Source organism: Allobosea sp. R86505 (assembly GCF_042466375.1).
Lineage (GTDB): Bacteria > Pseudomonadota > Alphaproteobacteria > Rhizobiales > Beijerinckiaceae > Allobosea.
In genome coordinates, this window is the sequence record NZ_JAXHPY010000001.1 from 694,368 (window position 1) to 716,643 (window position 22,276).

Consider the following 22,276-nt stretch of genomic DNA (forward strand, 5'->3'; position numbering starts at 1 on the left):
ACCGGTTTGACGACGGGTCCGGCATGAGCGCTCCCGATGATCTGCCGACGATCGCAGCGCTGTCGTCGGCGGCCGGCCGCGCCGGCGTTGCCGTGGTCCGGCTGTCGGGATCGCGCGTCCGATTCGCAATCGAAACAATCGCCGGGCCCCTTCCCGCGCCTCGCCGGGCATCGTTGCGCACGCTGCGAGACGCCGCCGGCGAGGCGATCGACCAGGCGCTCGTCCTGTACTTCCCCGCCCCGGCTAGTTTCACCGGCGAAGATGTCGCCGAACTGCACATCCACGGCGCCCCGGCCGTGCTGGCGCGGCTGCTGCAGGTGCTGTGCGACCTCCCCGGAATCCGTCTGGCGGAGCCGGGGGAATTCACCCGCCGCGCCTTCGAGGCCGGGAAGCTCAACCTCAGTGAGGTCGAGGGGCTGATCGATCTGATCGATTCGGAAACGGAATGGCAGCGGCGGCAAGCGCTGCGGCAGATGGACGGCGTGCTGGGCGTCGCCGCCGCGACCTGGCGGCGGTCGCTGATCGAGGCGATGGCGCTGCTCGAGGCGGAGATCGACTTTTCCGACGAGGCCGATGTCACGGGCCCTCTGACCGAGCGGGCGCTCGCGACGGTCAACGACGTTCTGGCCCAGCTTCGCGAGGCTCTCGGCGGGTTCGCGCGCGGCGAGCGCATTCGCGAGGGCTTCGTCGTCGTGTTGGCGGGACCACCCAATGCCGGCAAGTCGAGCCTGCTCAACGCTCTGGCCCGTCGCGACGTTGCCATCGTCTCCCCGATCGCGGGAACGACGCGGGATGCGATCGAGGTCCGCCTCAACCTGGCCGGGTTGCCGGTCACGCTGATCGATACAGCGGGGTTGCGCGACAGCACCGATCCGATCGAGGCGGAGGGCGTCCGCCGGGCGCGCGCGCTGGCCGAGAAGGCGGATTTGGTTCTGAGCCTGCGAGCAACCGATTCGGATCCGGATCGGCTTCACGGCGGCGAGGGTGTCATCGCGCTGGCGACCAAGGTGGATCTCGCCGGCGCGGTGCGGCCTGGCGAAGTGCCGGTGTCGGCGCAGACGGGCGAGGGGATCGCGGATCTCCTGACCCTGATCGGCGAGCGCCTCGCCGGGCAAGGCGCGGTCGAGCCGGCCCTGCTGACGCGCGAGCGGCATCGCGTCGCGGTGGACCAGGCGATCGGCGCGCTGCAGCGTGCCATCGGAGGGCGCCATGACCAGGCGGAGCTGCTCGCCGAGGATCTGCGCCTGGCCGTGCGTGCGCTGGAGCGCCTGCTGGGGCGCGTCGACATCGAGGATGTGCTGGATCAGCTCTTCGCGGGCTTCTGCATTGGCAAGTAGGCCAGCAGCGCCGATCTCCGATAGAGATTGACCCCCCGCCGGGGCTTCGATAGCGACATGTCATGTCGCAGAACCCCATCGAAAACCGATACGACGTCATCGTCGTGGGCGGCGGCCATGCCGGCGTCGAGGCGGCTGCGGCAGCGGCCCGCTATGGCGCGCGCACGGCCTTGATCACGCATCGCCTCGACACGATCGGCGTGATGTCCTGCAACCCCGCGATCGGTGGTCTCGGCAAGGGCCATCTCGTGCGCGAGATCGACGCGCTGGACGGCATCATGGCCAGGGCAGCCGACCGGGGGGGCATCCAGTTTCGTATGCTGAACCGCCGCAAGGGCCCCGCCGTCCGCGGACCGCGCGCCCAGGCCGATCGCAAGCTCTATCGCGCGGCCGTGCAGGACCTCCTTTCCGCCCAGGCCAACCTCTCTATCGTTGCCGGAGACGTGTTCGACCTCGACATCGAGCAGGGGCGCGTCGCCGGCGTCATCCTCGCGGATGGTCTTCGATTCGGTTGCGGAACGGTCGTGCTGACGACCGGCACCTTCCTACGGGGCCTGATCCATATCGGCGAAACGCGGATTCCGGCCGGGCGGGTCGACGAGGCGGCGTCGGTTGGGCTGTCGGCCACCCTCGCCCGCCATGACTTCCCGCTCGGGCGGCTGAAGACCGGCACACCGCCGCGGCTCGATGGGCGCACCATCGACTGGGCGGCCCTGGAGATGCAGGCCGGCGACGACCCGCCGGAGACGTTCTCGGCGCTGACGACGGCGATCACCAATCCGCAAATCGCCTGCGGGATCACGCGGACGACGCTGGCGACGCATGAGATGATCCGGGCCAATTTGCACCGCGCGCCGATGTTCTCCGGGCAGATCGAGGGGCGGGGGCCGCGCTATTGCCCGTCGATCGAGGACAAGGTCGGCCGCTTCGGCGACCGGGACGGGCACCAGATCTTCCTCGAACCGGAGGGACTGGACGACGATACCGTCTATCCCAACGGGATTTCGACCTCGCTGCCCGAGGACGTCCAGCGTGGCTTGCTGGCGACGATCCCGGGGTTGGAGCGGGCGGCGATGCTGCGCCCCGGTTACGCGATCGAGTATGATTTCGTCGATCCGCGCGCGCTCCGGAACACGCTGGAGACGCGCGCCATCGGTGGGCTGTTCCTCGCCGGCCAGATCAATGGCACCACCGGCTATGAGGAAGCCGGAGCGCAGGGGCTGCTGGCCGGGCTGAACGCTGCGCGGATGGCGGGCGGTGCCGAGCCGATGGTGCTGCCGCGCACCAGTTCCTATCTCGGTGTCATGGTCGACGACCTCGTCTCGCGCGGCGTTACGGAACCGTATCGAATGTTCACCTCGCGGGCGGAGTTCCGGCTTTCGCTGCGCGTCGACAATGCCGATGAGCGGCTGACGGCCTTGGGGGCCGAACTGGGCGTGGTTGGGTCGGAGCGCCTTGGCGCCTTCACCGAGCGGAGCCAAGCCATTGAGGCGCTGAGGTCGCGGCTGCAGGCGCTGACGTTCACGCCGCAACAGGCTGAGGCCGCGGGGGTCGCGATCAATCGCGACGGCATCCGCCGCAGCGCCTATCAAATTCTTTCCTATCCCGATATCGGCTTCGAGCATCTGGCCGCGATATGGCCGGAGCTTGGCGAGTTCGCGCCCGGCGTGGTGGCGCGGGTCACGGCGGATGCGGTCTATTCGGTCTATCTCGACCGCCAGGCCGGCGAGATCGCGGCCTATCAGCGCGACCAGTCGCTGAAGGTGCCGGATGATCTCGATCTCGATAAGATCTCCGGCCTGTCGAACGAACTGAAGGCCAAGCTGACGGCCGAGCGGCCGGCGGATATCGCCCAGGCCGGCCGCATCGAGGGGATGACTCCGGCCGCTTTGACGCTGCTGGCGGCGCATGCCCGCCGGAAACGGGCCACTCCCCTCGCGGTCTCCTGACGGAACTGTTGATAACCACGCCATGTCTGTTGATAATTCGGACCGCGCCCGCGCTTTGCGCTTGACGCCTGTTTCACGTGAAACAGAGGAGCGGCTCTCGCTGCTGGTGGCGGAGCTCGCGCGCTGGCAAGCGGCCAAAAATCTCGTGTCCGGCACAACGCTCGCCGATGTCTGGATGCGGCATATCGCCGACTCCCTCCAGCTGTTCAGGCTCGCGCCCGACGCCCGAACCTGGCTTGATCTCGGCTCCGGCGGGGGTTTCCCCGGCCTGGTCATCGGCATCTGCCTCGCCGAGGTCGAGGGCGGACGCATCCATCTGGTCGAGAGCAACAGCCGCAAATGCGCCTTTCTGCGCCATGCCGCGCGGCTGACCGGGGCGCCGGTGACGGTGCATCCGGCCCGGATCGAGGATGTGATCGGCGGTTTCACCGGGCGCGTCGATGTGGTGACGGCGCGGGCGCTGGCGCCACTGCCGCAACTGCTCGACTGGTGCAAAGAGCTGTTGAGAACAGGCACCCTCGGACTCTTTCCGAAGGGACAACATCTAGATGCGGAATTGACGGAGTCGTCCAGATATTGGAAGATTCAGGCCTCAACGGTTTCCTCCGTGACGGATGGGGCCGCCCGGATCCTGATGGTCCGCGCAGCCGAGAAACGGGCCGATCCATGACCGATCTTACGCCTATCCCGATGCCGCGCCGCCCGCGCGTGCTGGCGCTCGCGAATCAGAAGGGCGGCGTCGGCAAGACCACGACGGCGATCAATCTCGGCACGGCCCTGGCTGCGATCGGCGAAAAGGTCCTGATCGTCGATCTCGACCCGCAGGGCAACGCCTCGACCGGGCTGGGCGTGGACCGGCGCAGCCGCAAATCCTCCACCTATGACGTGCTCTGCGGCGATGTCGGGCTCGGCCAGGCCATGCAGGAAACCGCCGTTCCCGGATTGTTCCTGGCGCCCTCGACGCTGGATCTGCTCGGAGTCGAGCTCGAGATCGCCTCTTCCAAGGACCGGGCGCATCGGCTGAAGAACGCGATCGACGAACTGGTCTATGACCAGCGCTGCTCCGATCTGACCTATGTCCTGATCGACTGCCCGCCTTCGCTGAGCCTCATCACCATCAACGCGATGACGGCGTCTGATGCCGTGCTGGTGCCGCTGCAATGCGAGTTCTTCGCGCTCGAGGGCCTGAGCCAGCTGCTGAAGACCGTCGAGCAGGTTCGAGCCGGGCTCAACCCGCGCCTAATCATCCAGGGCGTCGTGCTGACGATGTACGATCCGCGCAACAACCTGTCCGGACAGGTCATGGCCGATGTGCGCGAATTCCTCGGCGACAAGGTCTATGAGACGGTGATTCCGCGCAATGTGCGGGTGTCGGAGGCGCCGTCCTATGGAAAGCCGGCGCTGCTCTATGATCTGCGCTGCTCGGGCTCGCAGGCCTATCTGAAGCTGGCGTCCGAAGTGATCCGCCGCGAGCGTGCGCTGCGCGCGGCGGCCTGAAGCATTGACCAGAGGTTGAATGATGGCGATGGCCGAAGAACAGGGGCGTTCGCGCCTGGGCCGGGGTCTGGCAGCGCTGATCGGCGATGTCGGCGAGGAGATCGGTGCGCTGGAGCGGGCCCGCGGCCAGCGCCGCGTCCCGGTCGAGTTCCTGCGGCCGAGCGCGCGCAATCCGCGCCGCAGCTTCGCCGAGGAGGATCTCGAGGAGTTGACGGCGTCCGTGCGTGAGCGCGGCATCCTGCAGCCGATCATCGTGCGGGCGATCGTCGGCATGCTCGATGCCTATGAGATCATCGCCGGTGAGCGCCGCTGGAGGGCGGCCCAGCGGGCCGGTCTGCACGACGTCCCGGTCATCCTGGTCGAGGCCAATGATCGCGAGGCGCTCGAAATCGCCATCGTCGAGAACGTACAGCGCACCGATCTCAACGCGATCGAGGAAGCGGCGGGCTATGAGCAGCTGATCGCCGAATTCAACTACACGCAGAACGATCTGGCGCGCGTGATCGGCAAGAGTCGCAGCCATGTCGCCAACACGCTGCGTCTGTCGAAGCTGCCGCCCTCCGTGCGCCAGATGGTCAGTGACGGCGCCGTGTCGGCCGGCCATGCCCGCGCGCTGCTGTCTGTTTCGGACCCGGAACTGATGGCGCGCAAGATCGTCGACGAGGGTCTGAGCGTGCGTGACATCGAGCGCATCGTCCAGGAGGAGTCGCGCGGCGAGACCAAGAGCATCGCGACGAAGCCGCGGGTCGAGAAGGACCCCGATACGCGGGCGGTCGAAAAGGCGCTGGAAGAGGCGCTCGGTCTGTCTGTCTCGATCAGCCACCGCGCCAATGGCAGCGGCGAGGTCAAGATCAGCTACAAGACGCTCGAGCAGCTAGACGCGCTCTGCCGCCGCCTGAAGGACTGAGCGGCTATTCCCCGCGCCCGGCCACGCGGCCGTGGCGCGCCAGCGTCCACAGCGCCCGCGTCGCGCCGGCCCGGCCGAGATCGCCGTCGCGGCGGGCCGCGAGCGTGGCATTGCCGAGCAGGGTCACCGCCTCCATCAGTTTCTGCGTGGTCCAGGCCGACAGCGCCGCCTCCGTCGTGGCGATGCGCGGATAGGGCAGGCGCATCGCCGCGACCATGTCGCGGGCGCTGCGGCCGGCATCGACCCCCTGCCGGGCCTTCAGCAGGGCGAGAGCGTGCCTCAGCACTGCGCCGAGCATGACGCCGGCATCCAGCCCTTCGCTGGCGAGCTTGGCCTGTGCGAGGTCGAGGACGGGCAGTTTCCCGGCGAAGACCGCGTCGACCAGCATCGCCTGCTCGCGCTGGGCGGTGTCGCCGACGATGGCTTCGATATGAGTCGGGCCGATCGCGGGATCGTCGCCGACATACAATAGCAGCTTCTCGATTTCCCGGCGCGAGGTCTGACGATCGCCACCGAGCAGGCCGGCGAGCAGGTCACGGCTGGTGCGGTCGATGCTCTTGCCCGCGGCCCGGACCATCTCGTCAATGATGGTGCCGAGATCGCGCGCGGCGTCGCCATAGCAGGGCACGGCCAGCGCGGTCCGTGCGCGTTCGCAGGCGGTCCGCAGCGGATTGGTGCGCTGGAGATCGCCGGCCTCGATGATGACGATGGCATCCTGCGAGGGGGTGGCCAGCAGCGGCTCGACGGCACCCAGGAGCATCTTGGTGGTGGGCGAGACGCGGATCGCCCGCCGGCCGCCGAACATCCCGATGGTGTTGGCTTCGTCGACGAGCTTCAGCGGGTCACCGGCGATCTCGTCGCCGCTCATCCGGATGAGCTGGAAGGCGTCATCGGGATCGTCGACATGGGCCCGGGCGAGAGCCTTCGCGCGCTCCGAGACGAGGCCTGCATCGGGGCCGTAGATCAGCACGAGACGATAGGCTGGGTCGAGCCGGGCGAGCGCGCGATCCGCCTCATGCGCCTTGATCGAGGCCATGCGGCGTCCTGATCCGCTCAGCCGGCGACGAGGTCGGCGGCGATCTGCCCGCGAATCAGCGTGGCGAGGTTCTTCGCCGCGCGGATCTGGGCGTCGCGCGCTGCGCGGACTGTGGCGAAGCGCTGCGAGGAGCGTTCATAGGGTGCACGGACGACGTTGCTGCCCTTCGAGACGACTTGCCCGGAGACCGTGTCGGTCAGGGTCCAGTTCGCGGTCGCGACGAGGATGGCGGAATCGGCCCGGCCATTGGCGTAGTCGACGGTCACGACCTCGATCGCCTCGGAAATCTGCGTCTGGAATGTCAGCCGCTTGGCGCGGTCCGGCTCGTTGCCGCCATCGAGCTCGAAGACGAGTTCGTTGCGGAGATAATGACCGATCAGCCCCTTGATCTCGGGGACCTCGATCTCCTTGAAGGTGTCCTTGACGCTGCCGCCGGTGATGGAGCGGGTGTTTTCGGCGTAGAGCGGCTGGAAGCAGCCTCCGGCGGCGGCGGCGGCCGAGAGGGCGATCGCGAGCATGAGCCGGCGTCCGAGCAGGGTGTGGCGCTGGCCGGTTTCAGAGGACGACATTCACGATTCTCCCGGGCACCACGATGATCTTGCGGATCGCGCGGCCGTCAAGCGCCTTCGTCACGACATCGGATGCGCGCACCAGCGCCTCGACGGCGATGATATCCGCATCGGCCGGCACGGTCACCTCGGCGCGCTTCTTGCCATTGACCTGAACCGGCAGGACGATGCTGTCGTCCTTGAGCAGCGAGGCGTCAGCGACGGGCCAGGGCGCCTCGCCGACGAGGCCGGGCTGGCCCAGCACCCGCCAGCATTCCTCGGCGAGATGCGGCATCATCGGCGCGACGAGTTGGGTCACCACGACGCCGGCCTCATGCAGGGCGAAGGCCATGTCGGCCGGAAGGGCTGCAGCTTCTGCAGCTGCGTCAAGCGCCTTCCCGATCGCATTGGTCAGCGTGTAGACATGGGCGATGCAGCGGTTGAAGGCGAGCCGCTCGATGTCGTTGCCGACGGCATCCAGCGCTCTGTGGGTGGCCTTGCGCAGCGTCTGCGCGGCTTCCCCGATCGCCTCGGGCGCGGCGGCGGCGTTTCCGGTCCGCTCGGCGATCTCGTTCAGGAGCCGCCAGAGGCGCTGCACGAAGCGCGCAGCACCCTGCACGCCCTCGTCGGTCCAGATCACGTCCCGGTCCGGCGGCGAATCCGACAGCATGAACCAGCGCGCGGTGTCGGCCCCGTAGGAGGCGATGATGTCGTCGGGATCGACGACATTCTTCTTCGACTTCGACATCTTCTCGATCGCGCCGATCTCGATCGGCGCGCCGGATTCAACGTGGAAGCCGCGGCGCTCGCTGCCCTCGGTCTCGATGCGGACATCGCCGGGCTCGACCCAGTTGCCGTCCGCGTCGCGATAGGTCTCGTGGACGACCATGCCCTGCGTGAACATGCCATCGAAGGGCTCGTCGAGCCCGGCATGGCCGGTCGCCTTCATCGCGCGGGTGAAGAAGCGCGAATAGAGCAGATGCAGGATCGCGTGCTCGACGCCGCCGATATACTGGTCGACGGGCAGGAAGCGATCGACGACGGCGCGGTCGGTCGGGCTCTCGGTCCGCCAGGGATCGGTGAAGCGGGCGAAATACCAGGACGAGTCGACGAAGGTGTCCATCGTGTCGGTTTCGCGCCGGGCGGCTGCGCCGCATTGCGGGCAGGCGACGTGCTTCCAGCTCGGGTGATGGTCGAGCGGGTTGCCCGGCCGGTCGAAAGAGACATCGTCGGGCAGCTTCACCGGCAGGTCGGCATCGGGGACCGGCACCGTTCCGCAGGCGGAACAATGAATGACGGGGATCGGGCAGCCCCAATAGCGCTGGCGTGAAACGCCCCAGTCGCGCAGGCGGAAATTGACCTTGCGGGCCGCGACCGGGCGATTGCCGCGGCTCTCGTTCTCAAGGCGCCGTGCGACTTCCTCCTCGGCCTGCGCGATGGTCAGGCCATCGAGGAAACGCGAATTGATCATCCGGCCGTCGTCGACATAAGCCGTGTCGGTGATGACGAAGCCCGCCGGGTCGACGCCTTCCGGCGCCACGACCGGCGTGTTGCCGAGGCCGTATTTGTTGACGAAGTCGAGGTCGCGCTGGTCATGCGCCGGGCAGCCAAAGATGGCGCCGGTGCCGTATTCCATCAGGATGAAGTTCGCGACATAGACCGGCAGCGTCCAGGACGGATCGAAGGGATGCGCGACGCGCAGGCCCGTATCGAAGCCGAGCTTCTCGGCCTTGTCGATGTTCTCCTGGGCCGTGCCGGTGCGCTTGCACTCCTCGATGAAGGCCTGCAGGGCAGGGCTCTTCGCGGCGACCATCCTGGCGACGGGATGATCGGGCGCGATTCCGAGAAACTTCGCGCCGAACAGCGTGTCCGGCCGGGTCGTGTAAACCTCGATCTCATCGGCCTCGACGGCCTTCGACTCGAGCGCGAAACGAACCAGCAGCCCTTCCGAACGGCCGATCCAGTTCTTCTGCATCAGCCGCACCTTGTCGGGCCAGCGGGTCAGGCCCTCCAGCGCGTCGTGCAGCTCCTGGCCGAAGGTGGTGATCTTGAAGAACCACTGCGTCAGCTCGCGGATCTCGACCGGCGCGCCCGAGCGCCAGCCCTTGCCGTCGATGACCTGCTCATTGGCGAGCACGGTCTCGTCGACCGGGTCCCAGTTGACCTTCGCGGTCTTGCGGTCGACGAGCCCGGCCTTGAGGAAGTCCAGGAACATCTTCTGCTGGTGGCGGTAATAGGACGGGTCGCAAGTGGCGAGCTCGCGGCTCCAGTCGAGCGAGAGGCCCATGGACTGGAGCTGCGTGCGCATGGCGGCGATGTTGGCGTAGGTCCATTCGCGCGGATGGACGTTCTTCTGCTTGGCGGCGTTCTCCGCCGGCAGGCCGAAGGCGTCCCAGCCCATCGGGTGCAACACGGCGAAGCCCTTGGCGCGCTTGTAGCGCGCGACCACGTCGCCCATCGCATAGTTGCGGACATGGCCCATATGGATGCGGCCCGACGGGTAGGGAAACATCTCGAGCACGTAGTAGCTCGGCCGCGGGTCGACGTTGCGCGTCTCGAAGAGCTTGCGCTCCTGCCAGACGGCGCGCCATTTCGGCTCGGATTCCTTGGGATTGTAGCGTTCGACGGCCATGGCAGCGGGCTATTCTTGCATCATCGGAGGTGCCGGGACTAGGACACCATTGAGGCGGCGCGGTCAACGCCGCGCCGGGCATACGAGGGCATGCGATGAGCGATACGGTGAAGCGATGGAGGGAAACCCGGGCGGCGATCGCGCGGGCCGCGCGCGATGTCGAGCGCGATCCCGATTCGGTGGCGCTGATCGCGGTGTCCAAGACGATGCCGGCCGAGGCGATCCTGCCGGTGCTCGAAGCCGGCCAGCGCGTCTTCGGTGAGAACTATGTCCAGGAGGCGAAGGCGAAGTGGCCGGCGCTGAAAGAGCGCTTCCCTGATGCGCAGGTGCATATGATCGGGCCGCTGCAGTCGAACAAGGCGAGGGAGGCGGTCGAGCTCTTCGACGCGATCCATTCGCTCGACCGCGAGAGCCTCGCCAAGGAGCTGACGCGCGAGATCGCGCGCAGTGGCCGGGCGCCGATCCTCTATGTGCAGGTCAACACCGGTGACGAGCCACAGAAGGGCGGCGTCAGCCCGGCTGCGATCGATGCCTTCCTCGAGAGCTGCCGCGTCCATCACGGTCTGGTGATCGAGGGACTGATGTGCATCCCTCCCGCCGAGGATCCACCCTCGCCGCATTTCGCGCTGCTGGCGAAGATCGCGGCGCGCCACGGCCTGCGCGGCCTGTCGATGGGCATGAGCGCCGATTACGAGGCGGCGATCCAGCTCGGGGCGACGCATGTCCGCGTCGGTAGCGCGATCTTCGGCGCGCGTGGATAGGGCCTGCGCCCTCCTGCCCGGCTGCAGGCCCGGGCAGGAGAGCTTGCGTCAGATCCGCTCGCCGACGTCGATGCGGTTGCCGTCGGGATCCTCGAAGACGAAGGCGCGCAGGCCATAGTCCTTGTCGCGCAGGCCCTTGACGATGCGCAGGCCGCGGGCCCGGATGATGGCATGGAGGGCGTCGATGTCCTCGACCAGCATATGGGCTACAGTGAACGGTGCCGGCCTGTGGTTGCGCTGCAGCGTCAGATGCAGTTCAGCCGCATCGCGCTTCAGGATGACGAAACCGACGGGTTCTCCATTCTCGAAGGCTTTGCTGAAGCCGATCGCGCCGACATAGAAATCGCAGGCGCGCGCCACGTCGCCGACGGCAATGGTGGCGGCGATCCGGCCGAAACGGAGGGTGTCGGAGGGGGGTGTCGGTCATGACAGTCTCGAGCTTGGAAACCGTGACGGGTGCGGGACGGTGCCCGCATGGCCGTCGGACGGTGCCTGGAGAGGGCCGAGACGGTGCTCGCAGCCTCCATAATCCGGCGCGATCTATATGACCAGCATCACGCAGCGTCGTGCCAGCCGGGGCAGGACCTTCGCAAAAACATGACGTTCGACCGCGACGCAGCCCGCCGTCGGGGTGAAGCCGGGCCGGGCGAGGTGCCAGAAGATCGCGCTGCCGCGCCCGCGGACGACCGGGGCGTCGTTCCAGCCGAGTTCGACGATGACGTCGTAGAGATGGTCCTCGCGGGTCAGGCGTTCCTCGGCTTCGCGGGGCGGGCGGTCGATCAGGCGGTTGTAGCGGCGGTCGGCCCTATCGTCGCACCAGGCGTCGCGCGGGGCGATCCTGCGCAGCGGCAGCAGGCTGAGCGGGCGGCCGATCCGGTCGCCGCGGTAGAGCACCCGGCGCAGCGGCAGATCGGCGCGTGGCGTCCGGCCGTCGCCCTCGCGCTTGAGCGTGCCGATGCCGGAACGGCCCAGCGCGCAGGGAAAGACCGCGCCACCGGCGACCAGAAAGCCCTTCCTGCGGTCGCGGACCGAGGCGAAGACACGCAGGCTCGAGAGCAGGCGGGGGCGTCCTGGAGGCAGGCGGAAGCCTGTCCGATCACGGTTTCTCACGGGAATTCCATTGCGCGTGACTTGCGGTCGCGATTCAGCGGGCTCATGGTAACACGTCATTTCTCGTGCGAACGATCCCCCATGCCCGCCGTGCATCATATCCTTCTGGTCGACGACGACCAGACCCTGCGAGACGCGCTCGCCGAGCAGCTCGCGCTCTATGACGAGTTCAAGCTCTCGACCGCCGGTACGGCCACCGGCGCCGTCAAGGCGGTGCAGGCGGAACGCATCGACCTCGCCATCATGGATGTCGGCCTGCCCGACATGGATGGGCGCGAGGCGGTGAAACTGATGCGCAAGAACGGTTTCAAGAGCCCGGTGATCATGCTCACCGGCCAAGGCTCGGACGCCGACACGGTGCTGGGGCTGGAAGCCGGCGCCAACGACTATGTCGTCAAGCCGTTCAAATTCGCCGTGCTGCTGGCGCGGATCCGCGCGCATCTGCGGCAATATGAGGCCAGCGAGGACGCGGTCTTCCAGGTCGGTCCCTACACCTTCCACCCCGGCTCCAAGCTGCTGGTCAGCGAGAAGGGTTCGAAGACCAAGCTGACCGAGAAGGAAACCGCGATCCTGCGCTTCCTCTACCGGGCCGGCCGCAAGCCGATCGCGCGCGAGGTGCTGCTGCAGGAGGTCTGGGGCTACAACAGCCAGGTCACCACCCACACGCTCGAGACGCATATCTACCGGCTGCGCCAGAAGATCGAGCCCGACCCGGGCAATGCCCGCCTGCTGGTGACGGATGCCGGCGGCTACCGGCTCAACCCCTAGGACATGGCCCTCGACGACGACATCGCCCTGCTGGCCCGGCAGCCGCTGCTGGGCCTGATGGAGCGCGATGCGCTGAGGCTGGTCGCCTTTGCGGCGGAGAGTCGCATCCTGAGGGCGGGCGACGTGCTGTTTCGCGTCGGCGAGCCTTCGGATGGCGCCGTGCTGGTGATTTCGGGGGCGGTCGCGCTCGACAGCCGCGAGGACGGGCAGCCGGCGCAGGAGATCGTCGGGCCCGGCGCCCTGATCGGCGAGATGGCCCTGTTCACGGCGGTCGCGCGTCCGGTCACGGCGATCGCGCGCGAGCCGACGCAGGTGATGCGCCTGTCGCGCAGCGTGATGCGCCGCGTCCTGGCCGAATCGCCTGCCTCGGCGGAGGCCGTGGCAGCGGCGATCAGCGACAGGCTGCGCGGCTTCGTCGACCAGCTCTCGGCGGTCCGGGAGGCCCTGGTCGCGATCGACCGGGGCTGAGCTCCCTCAGAGCTGCAGCGTCGCCGTGACCGGGACATGGTCGGAGGGCCGTTCCCAGCCGCGGGCTTCGCGCAGGAAGGTCACGTCGCGCAGCGTCGGCTTCAGCGCGTCCGACAGCCAGATATGGTCGAGCCGGCGGCCGCGATCCGACGCCTCCCAGTCGGCGGCGCGGTAGCTCCACCAGCTGTAGAGCTTCTCCGGTTCCGGCCGCAGCAGGCGCGCCGCGTCGGTCCAGCCGCCTTCGGAGCGAAGCCGCTCCAGCGTCGTGGTTTCGATCGGGGTGTGGCTGACCACGTCGAGGAGCTGCTTGTGGCTCCAGACATCGTGCTCATAGGGCGCGATGTTGAGGTCACCGACGAGGATTGCCGGACGGTCGGTCGGGCGTTTCGCCACGTTCCAGGCGCCGATCTCGTCGAGGAAGGCGAGCTTGTGGGCGAATTTCTCGTTCTTCGCGGGGTCGGGGATGTCGCCGCCGGCGGGGATGTAGAAATTGTGGATCGCGATGCCCGCGGCGGCACCAGCGGCGGCATCGAGCACCACGGTCATGTGCCGGGCGTCGTTGCGACCGCACATCGCCATCGCGTCGCGCTCGCTGAAGGGCAGCTTCGAGACGATGGCGACGCCGTTATAGCCCTTCTGCCCGATGAAGGCCTGGTGGACATAGCCCGCCTTCTCGAAGGCCTTGGCCGGGAACTGCTCGTCCGGCGTCTTGGTCTCCTGCAGGCAGAGGATATCGGGCGCATGGCGGCCGAGAAAATCGGTGACCATGCCGATGCGCAGCCTGACCGAGTTGATGTTCCAGCTTGTGACGGTGAGTTGCACTGAGGTCGTCCGGCGAGAAGGGTGCCGGAAACTCATCCGCTGGCGCGCAAAAGGCAAGACGCCCGATCGGGCTCCCGTCCCGCGTCAGAGCTTGCGCTGGTAGTCGATCACGAAATTCTTGGCGTCGGGCCGGCGCTGCGTGTCGAGATTGTAGAGCGACACGGTGGTCTCGTAGCCCTGCGGATCGATGACGACCCATTGCCGCAGCACATTCGCCGTCAGATCGAATTTCAGCGCGATCTTCGAGGTTCCGCCCAGCGTCGAGCGATCCTCCAGCCGCAGCGTCAGCACGTCGCCATCGATCGCGGCGCCGGTGATCGTGCCCTCGCGGGCCAGATCCATGCGCTCGCGCACCAGGAACTTCAGCGGGGTCTGGCCGAGGGAGTAGATGTCCTGTGTCGCGAGGCGCTTGTCGCGCACGGCCACGGAGGTGCCATCCGAGATCACCTCGATCGTGGCGGGCGGCTCGTATTCGAAGCGCATCTTGCCCGGTCGCTGGATATAGATGCGCCCCTCCAGCCGTCGGCCGTCGGCGGCATGCTGGATGAAGTTGCCCTGCAGGGTGGTGAAGCTGTTGAGATAGGCGTTCAGCCGCTCGATCGCCTCCTCGCGGGTCGCGGGCGCTGCCGCCCTCGCGCGAGCCGGCGCCGGGGCTCTCGTCGTCTCCGTTGCGGGAACGATGGCTGCGCTGACCGGCGGCGCGGTCGTCGCCTCCGCGACGCGCGGCAGCCCAAGGCCGGGAGGCCGGACGGGTGGCAGCGGCAGGGGACGGCTGGCGGCGGGCCGGGAAACCGCAGGCTTCGGCGGCAGGATCTGGAGCGGCTGCGCCAGCAGCGAAGACGGAAGCGCGACGCAGCCGAGCCATATCAGCATCGCAGCCTTGGCCCTGGGGGTCGGGATCAGCGTCATCGGCAGGCCTTGCTCCATTCTGTCGCGCCGGCCCGTGTCGGACCTGTCGACCATCGTGGCGGTGGCGCCTCGCTGGCCGGTCGCGTTTCGACCCCGCGCCCGGACAGATAACGCAAAGTCATGCCGCAGGTTGCAGCGGCCTGATGGCAATTTGAGGACGGGAACGTGCAACGACAAGGGCTGGCGCTGCCCTCAGTCCTGCTTTCAATCCTCGTCTTCCCTGGCTCTGCCGGTTTCGACGAGGATTTCGCGTTTGCCGGCGTGGTTGGCGGGGCCGACGATGCCCTCGTTCTCCATCCGCTCCATGATCGAGGCGGCGCGGTTGTAGCCGATCTGGAGACGGCGCTGGATGTAGGAGGTCGAGGCCTTCTTGTCGCGCAGGACCACCGCCACCGCCTGGTCGTAAGGGTCCTCGCTCTCGGACTGGCCCATGCCGGTCTTGTCGAAGACCGCGCCGTCCTCGCCCTCGGGCGCAGCCTCTTCCTCCTCGGAGGTGACGGCGTCGAGATATTGCGGCCGGCCTTGCGTCTTGAGATGGGCGACGACCTTCTCGACCTCGGCATCCGAGACGAAGGGGCCGTGGACGCGGGTGATGCGACCGCCGCCGGCCATGTAGAGCATGTCGCCCTGGCCCAGCAGCTGCTCGGCGCCCATCTCGCCCAGGATGGTGCGGCTATCGATCTTGCTCGTCACCTGGAAGGAGATGCGCGTCGGGAAGTTCGCCTTGATCGTGCCGGTGATGACGTCGACGGAGGGCCGCTGCGTCGCCAGCACGACATGGATGCCGGCCGCGCGCGCCATCTGGGCGAGCCGCTGGATCGTGCCCTCGATCTCCTTGCCGGCGACCATCATCAGGTCGGCCATCTCGTCGACGATCACGACGATATAGGGCAAGGGCTCGAGGTCCATGACCTCGTCCTCGTAAACAGCCTCGCCGGAATGGCGGTCGAAGCCGGTCTGGACCGTGCGGGTGATGACCTCGCCGGCGGCCTTCGCCTCGACCACGCGGGCGTTGAAGCCGTCGATGTTGCGCACCGAGAGCTTCGACATCTTCTTGTAGCGCTCCTCCATCTCGCGCACCGCCCATTTCAGGGCGACGACCGCCTTCTTGGGGTCGGTGACGACGGGGGTCAGCAGATGCGGGATGCCGTCATAGACCGACAATTCCAGCATCTTGGGATCGACCATGATCAGCCGGCACTGCTCGGGCTTGAGCCGGTAGAGCAGCGACAGGATCATCGTGTTGATCGCCACCGACTTGCCCGAGCCGGTCGTGCCGGCGACCAGGAGATGGGGCATCTTGGCGAGATCGACGATCACCGGCTCGCCGCCGATGGTCTTGCCGAGCCCCAGAGCGAGCTTGTGCTTGGAGCTCTCGAAATCCTGGCTCGCCAGAAGCTCGCGCAGGAAGACCGTCTCGCGCTTGGCGTTGGGCAGTTCGATGCCGATCGCGTTCTTGCCGGGAATCACCGCCACGCGCGCCGAGATCGCGCTCATCGAGCGGGCGATGTCGTCGGCCAGCGAAATCACCCGGGAGGATTTCGTGCCGGGAGCCGGCTCCAGTTCATAGAGCGTGACCACAGGGCCGGGGCGCACCTGCGTGATCTCGCCACGCACGCCGAAATCCTCGAGCACGCCTTCGAGCAGCGTGGCGTTCTGCTCGAGCGCGTCGGTCGAAATGGCGTTCGCCGGCAGCTTGCGGGGCTCGGAGAGATAGGTCAGGGGCGGCAGCTCGAACTCGTCGCGGTCGAGCAGCGAGGGCTGGGCCTCGCGCTGGATGCGCTTGCCGGGCTTGGGCCCCGGCGCCGGCGCGGTGACGCGCGGCGCGTTGAGGTCGCGCAGGTCGAGCGGCTCGTCGTCGTCGAGGTCGAAGGGAACGTCGTCGACGGGTGCCGCCCGTGGCCCGCGCAGCGGCGGTAGCGGGGCCGGGGAGAAGGGCGGAGCGCCGGGACGCGCCGCCGAAGCCGGGCTTGCCCCCTCGCCGAACTGGGGCTCGCGCCGGACGCGGCCGGCGGCCATGTGCTCTACGCTGGAGCGTGCGGCTGCGGGTGAGCCGGCGCCCTCGGTCGCGGTCCTGGGCGGCTGCGGCAGGCGGCGCAGGATCATGCCGCGCAGGGCCATGGCGCCATGGGCGAGCCAGCCGACGAGGATCACGGCGATGCCGGGCTCGTCGTCGCGGCGGTCCTCGCTTTCCGACCAGGATTCGTCGGCCTCGTCCTCGTCGAGGACCGGGTCCTCGTCGCCGACGAAGCCGAAGCCGGCGGCCGCGGTGACGGCGAGAATGGCAATGCCGGCATAGAGGAAGCCGACGAGCCCGCCGACCGCATTGCCGGCGATGCCGGCGAGATTGCGCGTCCCGAACAGAAGACCGTCGCCGATGACGCCGCCCATGCCGGTGGGCAGGGGCCAGCGCGGTGTCGCCGGAAGGGCGCTGCCGACCGCAGCGGTGGCGGCGACGGCGACGATCCAGAGGCCGAGCTTGAGGGCGCCGCGGTCGAAGATGTGAAAGCGGACCAGTCGCAGCGCCCAGATCAGGGGCGGAAACAGCAGCGCGATGACGCCGAGCCCGATGAGCTGCATCAGCAGATCGGCGACCATGGCGCCGGGCCGGCCGAGCCAGTTGGCGACGGCGCCGCTGGTGGCGTTGTTGAGGCTGGGATCGTCGACCGACCAGGTCGCCAGCGACAGGGCAACCGCCGCCATCAACGCCAGCAGCGCGAGGCCGACCATCTCGCTGGCGCGGCGCGACAGGAACTCCCGCACCGGATCGGGCAGGCGGTCCATCAGCGAGGAGGAGCGTCGGATCGTGCGCATGCGGGGTTGGGCCGTCATCCAGGACTGCGGGCCGCGTCGCATCGGCCGTTGCGACCACGTTAGGAAGCCGAGGTTAAGACACGCTTAACCTTGGCGCCGGCGGTGTGGTCGCCGGCCCCGGCCCCTGGACAATCGCCGCCCATGAAAAATCCCCGGCGGTCGCCCGCCGGGGATGGTGTCGAGAAGGCCGGTTCGCCCGACCAGGCGCCTGTTCTCAGGCGTGGTAGGCGCGCTCGCCGTGCTCGGCGATGTCGAGGCCCTCGCGCTCCGCGTCGGGAGCGACGCGCAGGCCGACGACCACGTCGACGATCTTGAACAGGATCAGCGAGCCGACGCCGCACCAGACGATGGCGATGACGACGGCGACGAACTGCTTCCAGACCTGCGCGCCCATGGCGTAGTCGGCGACGCCGACGCCGCCGAGCGCCGGAGCGACGAAGATGCCGGTGCCGATCGAGCCGATGATGCCGCCGACGCCATGGATGCCGAAGACGTCGAGCGAGTCGTCATAGCCCAGAGCGTTCTTGATCGAGGTGCAGAAGAAGAAGCAGACCACGCCGGAGATGGCGCCCAGCACGATCGCACCCATCGGACCGATGAGGCCGGCGGCCGGCGTGACGGCGACGAGGCCGGCGATGATGCCCGACAGCATGCCCAGCAGCGAAGGCTTGCCCTTGACCATCCACTCGATGAAGAGCCAGCCGAGTGCCGCGCCGGCGGTTGCGGTGAAGGTGTTGATCATGGCCAGCGCGGCCGTGCCGGTCGCTTCCAGGTTGGAGCCGGCGTTGAAGCCGAACCAGCCGACCCAGAGCAGAGCGGTCCCGATATAGGTCATCGTCAGCGAGTGCGGCGACATCAGTTCCTTGCCGTAGCCGATGCGCTTGCCGATCAGGAGGCAGCCGACCAGCGCCGCGATGCCGGCATTGATATGAACGACCGTGCCACCGGCGAAGTCGAGTGCACCGAGAGTGAAGAGATAGCCCTCGCTGTGCCAGACCATATGCGCGATCGGGAAATAGACGAAGGTGCTCCAGAGGAGGACGAACAGCAGAATTGCGGAAAACTTCATGCGCTCGACGAAGCCACCGATGATCAGCGCCGGAGTGATCATCGCGAAGGTCATCTGGAAGCAGATGAAGACGTATTCCGGAATAACGACGCCCTTGGTGAAGGTGTCCGAGGTGGAGTCAGGGGCCACTCCCGCCAGGAAGCTCTTCGAGAAGCCGCCGATGAAGCTCGTCATCGAACCGCCGCTCGTGAAGGCGAGGCTGTAGCCGTAGACGACCCAGACGATGCACATCAGGGCCGCGGTGGCCGTCACCTGGCTCAGGACGGAGAGCATGTTCTTGCTGCGCGTCAGGCCGCCATAGAACAAGGCCAGGCCGGGCATGACCATCAGCAGGACCAGAATCGTCGACAGCAGCATCCATGTCGTGTCGCCCTTGTTGGGCACCGCGGCTGCGGGCGCTTCGGCCGTCGCCTGCGCGAAAGCAAATCCGGCGCTGGTTGCGGCGAACGCCAATCCAGCCAGCCCGGATCGGAGAGAGGTCTTCAACGTCATCGGGGAACTCCTTGAAGGATCGCGTGTGATCAGAGTGCGTCGCCGTCGGTCTCGCCGGTGCGGATGCGCACGGCCTTCTCGATCGACGATACGAAGATCTTGCCGTCACCGATCTGGCCGGTGCGGGCGGCTGCCGTGATCGCCTCGATCACCTTGCCGACCAACTCGTCGGATACGGCGACCTCGATCTTGATCTTGGGCAGGAAGCTCACGGCGTATTCGGCGCCACGGTAGATCTCGGTATGGCCCTTCTGGCGGCCATAGCCCTTCACCTCGGTCACGGTCAGGCCGTGCACGCCGATGGCGGTGAGCCCGTCGCGCACCTCCTCCAGCTTGAACGGCTTGATGATAGCCATCACGATCTTCATTGTTGGGTTTCCCCGTTCCGCCGCCTGGAAGTCAGCCCCGGCGATCCTGTTGCGCCTCGCGCGCCTGTCATCGCGGCGCGTCGTCGGACGCAATTCAAGGCCCGTGCCAACTGGCGGGTTGGGGTGGGGGAGAGGCGGCACGCATCAGGAATCGCCGCGCGGGAGTGATTCCAGCGCGGGCAACCTGCTCAGAAATCGAGCGGATGATGAATTTGTTGGCGTTTGCCTAAAATGGTGTCAGGCGCGGTCGGGGCGCGGCCGGACCAGGCCCTCCTGCGCGACCGAGGCGACGAGCCGGCCCTGCCGGTCGAAGACCAATCCTCGCGAGAACCCGCGCGCGCCCGAGGCAGAGGGGCTGTCCTGCGCATAGAGCAGCCAGTCATCGGCGCGGAAGGGACGATGGAACCAGAGCGCATGGTCGAGGCTGGCGGCCTGGACCTGCGGGTCGAACACGGTCGTGCCATGGGCGATCAGGCTCGAATCCAGCAGCATCAGGTCCGAGGCATAGGCGAGGACGGACTGGTGGATCGCCGGATCGTCCGGCAGAGGCTGCATCGCCCGAATCCAGACATGGAAGCGTGGCTCCATCGCCTCGCCGGTCCCGGCATAGCGGCGCAGTTCGACGGGGCGGATCTCGATCGGCCGCTCGCGCTGGTAATAGGCCCGCACGGCCTTGGGCATGTTGGGCAGGATGTCGCGGCTCATCGCGTCGCGGTCGGGCAGATCTTCCGGCGGGGGAACATCGGGCATCGGCATCTGGTGCTCGAAGCCGGGCTCCTCGACCTGGAAGGAGGCGGACATGGCGAAGATCGCCTCGCCCTTCTGGATCGCCAGGACGCGCCGCGTCGTGAAGGAGCGGCCGTCGCGCAGCCGGTCGACCTCGTAGATGATCGGGATTTCGGGATCGCCGCCGAGCAGGAAATAGGCGTGCAGCGAATGCGGCTGGCGGCCCTCGACCGTCTTGCAGGCGGCGTAGAGGGATTGCGCGATGACCTGCCCGCCGAACACGCGCGGCCAGCCGACGCGGGGGCTGCGACCCCGGAACAGATTGCGCTCGAGCGGCTCGAGGTCGAGGATCGACATCAGGGAGTCGCTGATCTGGGACATGGTCGACAGGCTCTGGCGGCGGGCGGGTTGACGGTGCGGCCGGCTTGCGCGCACAGCAGCCACCGGTTCCGCCGCATCAGCACCGGCCCGTCCCGGATCGTCAAGGCGGCAGGGTCGCGCGCTCCCGTGGCGATGAGGAGGATGGCGCATGAGCGAGCAGACAGGGCCGGGCGAGGCGATCGTCATCGCCGGCGGCGGCATTGCCGGGCTTTCGCTCGCGCTCGCGCTGAAGCAGGCGCTCGGCGGCAGCTTCGCCGTGATCGTCGCCGATCCGGCCTTCGCACGCCCGGCACGCCCCGATACGCGCGCCTATGCGGTCGCCGCCGCGGCGCAGGCGATGCTCCAGGCGCTCGGCATCTGGGACAAGATCGCGGACGGCGCCCAGGCCATGACGGAGATGGTCGTGTCAGACAGCCGCAGCGGCGACGTCGTGCGCCCGGTCTTCCTGACCTTCGACGGAGAGGTCGAGCCGGGTCAGCCCTTCGCCCATATGGTCGGCAGCGGGGCGCTGATCGAGGCGCTGACCGCAGCCTGCCGCGAGGCGGGCGTCGTGCTTCGGGGCGAGGGCGTCACGCGCTTCGACCGCGACGATGCGGGTGTCAGCGTCGTGCTCGCGGGAGGAGAAGCGCTGCGGGCGCGGCTCCTCGTCGCCGCCGACGGCGCCCGCTCCAGACTGCGCGAGCAGGCCGGCATCGGCTGGGTCGGCTGGGATTATGGCCAGTCGGGGCTGGTGGCGACGATCGGCCATGAGCGGCCGCATGGCGGGCGGGCGGTTGAGCATTTCCTGCCGTCGGGCCCCTTCGCCATCCTGCCGCTCAGCGATGGCGGGCGGCTCGGCCACCGCTCGTCGATGGTCTGGACCGAGCGCAACGAGAACGTGCCGGCGCTGCTCTCGCTCGACGAGGAGGGCATTCTGGCGGAAATCGAGCGGCGCTTCGGGCTCGAACTCGGCGAAATCGCGCTGGAGAGCCCGGTGAGCGCGCATCCGCTCGGCTTCGGCGTGGCGCGCCGCTTCGTCGGCGAGCGCCTGGCCCTGCTCGGGGACGCCGCCCATCTGATCCACCCCATCGCAGGCCAGGGCCTCAATCTCGGCCTCAAGGACGTCGCAGCTCTGGCGGAGGTGATCGTCGATGCCGCCCGTCTCGGGCTCGATCCGGGCGCGGCCGACGTGCTGGAAGGCTATGAGCGGGCGCGCCGCTTCGACACGGTGGCGATGGGTGCGGTCACGGACGGGCTCAACCGGCTGTTCTCCAATGACGCGACGCCGCTGCGGCTGGCGCGCGATCTGGGCCTGGGGCTGGTCGACCGCCTGCCGGGGCTGAAGCGCTTCTTCATCCGCGAGGCGGCGGGTGTCGCCGGCGCGCCGCCGCGCCTGCTCCGCGGCGAGGCGCTCTGACCATTCGGGGACAGATCTGCACAGGATGTTTCCCGTGAAACAGGATCACCGGCGTGACGCCTGTCACTCGTCCAGCGGGCGGGCCTCCTCGGGCAGCATGATCGGGATGCCGTCGCGGATCGGGTAGGCGAGCTTCGCCGCGCGGCTGATCAGTTCCTGCGTCGCCGCATTATACTCCAGCGTCGCCTTGGTCAGCGGGCAGACGAGGATTTCCAGCAGCTTCGGGTCGATGCGGGTGGCGGTTTCGGTGAAGGACTCTGTCATCGCTGGGCTTTCGGTTAGGCGT

The 22,276-nt window shown here is 68.0% G+C and carries 20 protein-coding genes and 1 pseudogene; 9 read left to right on the forward strand and 12 right to left on the reverse strand.

All coding sequences use genetic code 11. The annotated features are described in order from the left end of the window. The first annotated feature begins 23 nt into the window (after nucleotides 1-23). From mnmE to SJY11_RS03325, 5 genes are all read left to right on the forward strand, one after another. Nucleotides 24-1,337: a tRNA uridine-5-carboxymethylaminomethyl(34) synthesis GTPase MnmE gene (mnmE, locus tag SJY11_RS03305; RefSeq protein ID WP_376985026.1), complete on the forward strand. Its 1,314-nt coding sequence runs from the start codon at nucleotides 24-26 to the stop codon at nucleotides 1,335-1,337. Between the two features lie 62 nt (nucleotides 1,338-1,399). Further along, the gene (mnmG, locus tag SJY11_RS03310) at nucleotides 1,400-3,286 is read left to right on the forward strand and encodes a tRNA uridine-5-carboxymethylaminomethyl(34) synthesis enzyme MnmG (protein WP_376985027.1); all 1,887 of its coding nucleotides are present in this window, start codon (nucleotides 1,400-1,402) and stop codon (nucleotides 3,284-3,286) included. Between the two features lie 22 nt (nucleotides 3,287-3,308). After that, entirely contained in the window at nucleotides 3,309-3,956 is a 648-nt protein-coding gene (gene rsmG / locus SJY11_RS03315) for a 16S rRNA (guanine(527)-N(7))-methyltransferase RsmG (RefSeq protein WP_376985028.1), read from the forward strand. After that, nucleotides 3,953-4,783: a ParA family protein gene (locus SJY11_RS03320; protein WP_069053182.1), complete on the forward strand. Its 831-nt coding sequence runs from the start codon at nucleotides 3,953-3,955 to the stop codon at nucleotides 4,781-4,783. The genes rsmG and SJY11_RS03320 overlap by 4 nt, the downstream gene beginning before the upstream one ends. A gap of 28 nt (nucleotides 4,784-4,811) precedes the next feature. Then, on the forward strand, nucleotides 4,812-5,690 hold the full coding sequence (locus SJY11_RS03325; protein WP_376985029.1) for a ParB/RepB/Spo0J family partition protein: 879 nt from the start codon (nucleotides 4,812-4,814) through the stop codon (nucleotides 5,688-5,690). A gap of 4 nt (nucleotides 5,691-5,694) precedes the next feature. On the opposite strand, the gene holA is transcribed toward SJY11_RS03325, so the two are convergent. From holA to leuS, 3 genes are read right to left on the reverse strand one after another with little or no spacing between them, the layout of a single operon-like run. Beyond that, on the reverse strand, nucleotides 5,695-6,726 hold the full coding sequence (holA, locus tag SJY11_RS03330) for a DNA polymerase III subunit delta (protein ID WP_376985030.1): 1,032 nt from the start codon (nucleotides 6,724-6,726) through the stop codon (nucleotides 5,695-5,697). 17 nt (nucleotides 6,727-6,743) lie between these two features. After that, entirely contained in the window at nucleotides 6,744-7,295 is a 552-nt protein-coding gene (locus tag SJY11_RS03335) for an LPS assembly lipoprotein LptE (protein ID WP_376985031.1), read from the reverse strand. Further along, a complete protein-coding gene (leuS, locus tag SJY11_RS03340; RefSeq protein ID WP_376985033.1) occupies nucleotides 7,282-9,906 on the reverse strand; it encodes a leucine--tRNA ligase in 2,625 nt (874 codons plus the stop codon). The genes SJY11_RS03335 and leuS overlap by 14 nt, the downstream gene beginning before the upstream one ends. A 95-nt stretch (nucleotides 9,907-10,001) precedes the next feature. Here leuS and SJY11_RS03345 point away from each other — a divergent pair, with 95 nt between their 5' ends. Next, the gene (locus SJY11_RS03345; RefSeq protein WP_376985034.1) at nucleotides 10,002-10,667 is read left to right on the forward strand and encodes a YggS family pyridoxal phosphate-dependent enzyme; all 666 of its coding nucleotides are present in this window, start codon (nucleotides 10,002-10,004) and stop codon (nucleotides 10,665-10,667) included. A gap of 48 nt (nucleotides 10,668-10,715) precedes the next feature. On the opposite strand, the pseudogene SJY11_RS03350 reads toward SJY11_RS03345, so the two are convergent. Both SJY11_RS03350 and SJY11_RS03355 read right to left on the reverse strand, forming a co-directional pair. After that, nucleotides 10,716-11,069: pseudogene (locus SJY11_RS03350) on the reverse strand (glyoxalase superfamily protein); the annotation flags it as partial. A gap of 138 nt (nucleotides 11,070-11,207) precedes the next feature. Next, nucleotides 11,208-11,777, reverse strand: coding sequence for a L,D-transpeptidase family protein (locus SJY11_RS03355; RefSeq protein WP_376985035.1), 570 nt, complete (start codon nucleotides 11,775-11,777; stop codon nucleotides 11,208-11,210). Between the two features lie 81 nt (nucleotides 11,778-11,858). On the opposite strand from SJY11_RS03355, the gene SJY11_RS03360 reads away from it, so the two are divergent. Together SJY11_RS03360 and SJY11_RS03365 are read left to right on the forward strand one after the other, a co-directional pair. After that, a complete protein-coding gene (locus tag SJY11_RS03360; protein WP_066733763.1) occupies nucleotides 11,859-12,545 on the forward strand; it encodes a response regulator transcription factor in 687 nt (228 codons plus the stop codon). 3 nt (nucleotides 12,546-12,548) lie between these two features. After that, nucleotides 12,549-13,013 carry a cyclic nucleotide-binding domain-containing protein gene (locus SJY11_RS03365; RefSeq protein WP_376985036.1) on the forward strand — a complete coding sequence of 155 codons (465 nt, stop codon included), beginning with the start codon at nucleotides 12,549-12,551 and terminating at the stop codon, nucleotides 13,011-13,013. A 6-nt stretch (nucleotides 13,014-13,019) separates the two neighbouring features. Here the strand turns inward: SJY11_RS03365 and xth are convergent, their stop codons facing one another. From xth to tesB, 6 genes are all read right to left on the reverse strand, one after another. Then, nucleotides 13,020-13,835 (reverse strand): exodeoxyribonuclease III, encoded by an 816-nt coding sequence (xth, locus tag SJY11_RS03370; protein ID WP_376985037.1) that lies wholly within the window; start codon nucleotides 13,833-13,835, stop codon nucleotides 13,020-13,022. A gap of 84 nt (nucleotides 13,836-13,919) precedes the next feature. Next, nucleotides 13,920-14,744: a LolA family protein gene (locus tag SJY11_RS03375; protein ID WP_376985039.1), complete on the reverse strand. Its 825-nt coding sequence runs from the start codon at nucleotides 14,742-14,744 to the stop codon at nucleotides 13,920-13,922. Nucleotides 14,745-14,948: 204 nt separating this feature from the next. Next, nucleotides 14,949-17,558, reverse strand: a complete 2,610-nt coding sequence (locus tag SJY11_RS03380; protein ID WP_376989240.1) for an FtsK/SpoIIIE family DNA translocase — start codon at nucleotides 17,556-17,558, stop codon at nucleotides 14,949-14,951. A 214-nt stretch (nucleotides 17,559-17,772) separates the two neighbouring features. Then, a complete protein-coding gene (locus SJY11_RS03385) occupies nucleotides 17,773-19,119 on the reverse strand; it encodes an ammonium transporter (RefSeq protein ID WP_376985040.1) in 1,347 nt (448 codons plus the stop codon). Between the two features lie 29 nt (nucleotides 19,120-19,148). Next, nucleotides 19,149-19,487 carry a P-II family nitrogen regulator gene (locus tag SJY11_RS03390; protein WP_054141588.1) on the reverse strand — a complete coding sequence of 113 codons (339 nt, stop codon included), beginning with the start codon at nucleotides 19,485-19,487 and terminating at the stop codon, nucleotides 19,149-19,151. 237 nt (nucleotides 19,488-19,724) lie between these two features. Further along, nucleotides 19,725-20,594 carry an acyl-CoA thioesterase II gene (gene tesB / locus SJY11_RS03395; protein ID WP_376985041.1) on the reverse strand — a complete coding sequence of 290 codons (870 nt, stop codon included), beginning with the start codon at nucleotides 20,592-20,594 and terminating at the stop codon, nucleotides 19,725-19,727. Between the two features lie 148 nt (nucleotides 20,595-20,742). On the opposite strand from tesB, the gene SJY11_RS03400 reads away from it, so the two are divergent. Further along, nucleotides 20,743-21,990 (forward strand): ubiquinone biosynthesis hydroxylase, encoded by a 1,248-nt coding sequence (locus SJY11_RS03400; protein ID WP_376985042.1) that lies wholly within the window; start codon nucleotides 20,743-20,745, stop codon nucleotides 21,988-21,990. A gap of 63 nt (nucleotides 21,991-22,053) precedes the next feature. On the opposite strand, the gene SJY11_RS03405 is transcribed toward SJY11_RS03400, so the two are convergent. Continuing rightward, nucleotides 22,054-22,254 carry a Trm112 family protein gene (locus tag SJY11_RS03405; protein WP_376985043.1) on the reverse strand — a complete coding sequence of 67 codons (201 nt, stop codon included), beginning with the start codon at nucleotides 22,252-22,254 and terminating at the stop codon, nucleotides 22,054-22,056. Nucleotides 22,255-22,276 lie beyond the last annotated feature (22 nt).

Excerpts from the sequence above, each read along its gene's own strand:
- mnmE (WP_376985026.1), top strand. The coding sequence starts at position 24 with ATGAGCGCTCCCGATGATCTGCCGACGATCGCAGCGCTGTCGTCGGCG.
- mnmG (WP_376985027.1), top strand. The coding sequence starts at position 1,400 with ATGTCGCAGAACCCCATCGAAAACCGATACGACGTCATCGTCGTGGGC.
- rsmG (WP_376985028.1), top strand. The coding sequence starts at position 3,309 with ATGTCTGTTGATAATTCGGACCGCGCCCGCGCTTTGCGCTTGACGCCT.
- SJY11_RS03320 (WP_069053182.1), top strand. The coding sequence starts at position 3,953 with ATGACCGATCTTACGCCTATCCCGATGCCGCGCCGCCCGCGCGTGCTG.
- SJY11_RS03325 (WP_376985029.1), top strand. The coding sequence starts at position 4,812 with ATGGCCGAAGAACAGGGGCGTTCGCGCCTGGGCCGGGGTCTGGCAGCG.
- holA (WP_376985030.1), bottom strand. The coding sequence starts at position 6,726 with ATGGCCTCGATCAAGGCGCATGAGGCGGATCGCGCGCTCGCCCGGCTC.
- SJY11_RS03335 (WP_376985031.1), bottom strand. The coding sequence starts at position 7,295 with ATGTCGTCCTCTGAAACCGGCCAGCGCCACACCCTGCTCGGACGCCGG.
- leuS (WP_376985033.1), bottom strand. The coding sequence starts at position 9,906 with ATGGCCGTCGAACGCTACAATCCCAAGGAATCCGAGCCGAAATGGCGC.
- SJY11_RS03345 (WP_376985034.1), top strand. The coding sequence starts at position 10,002 with ATGAGCGATACGGTGAAGCGATGGAGGGAAACCCGGGCGGCGATCGCG.
- SJY11_RS03360 (WP_066733763.1), top strand. The coding sequence starts at position 11,859 with ATGCCCGCCGTGCATCATATCCTTCTGGTCGACGACGACCAGACCCTG.
- SJY11_RS03365 (WP_376985036.1), top strand. The coding sequence starts at position 12,549 with ATGGCCCTCGACGACGACATCGCCCTGCTGGCCCGGCAGCCGCTGCTG.
- SJY11_RS03375 (WP_376985039.1), bottom strand. The coding sequence starts at position 14,744 with ATGACGCTGATCCCGACCCCCAGGGCCAAGGCTGCGATGCTGATATGG.
- SJY11_RS03380 (WP_376989240.1), bottom strand. The coding sequence starts at position 17,558 with ATGCGCACGATCCGACGCTCCTCCTCGCTGATGGACCGCCTGCCCGAT.
- SJY11_RS03385 (WP_376985040.1), bottom strand. The coding sequence starts at position 19,119 with ATGACGTTGAAGACCTCTCTCCGATCCGGGCTGGCTGGATTGGCGTTC.
- SJY11_RS03390 (WP_054141588.1), bottom strand. The coding sequence starts at position 19,487 with ATGAAGATCGTGATGGCTATCATCAAGCCGTTCAAGCTGGAGGAGGTG.
- tesB (WP_376985041.1), bottom strand. The coding sequence starts at position 20,594 with ATGTCCCAGATCAGCGACTCCCTGATGTCGATCCTCGACCTCGAGCCG.
- SJY11_RS03400 (WP_376985042.1), top strand. The coding sequence starts at position 20,743 with ATGAGCGAGCAGACAGGGCCGGGCGAGGCGATCGTCATCGCCGGCGGC.
- SJY11_RS03405 (WP_376985043.1), bottom strand. The coding sequence starts at position 22,254 with ATGACAGAGTCCTTCACCGAAACCGCCACCCGCATCGACCCGAAGCTG.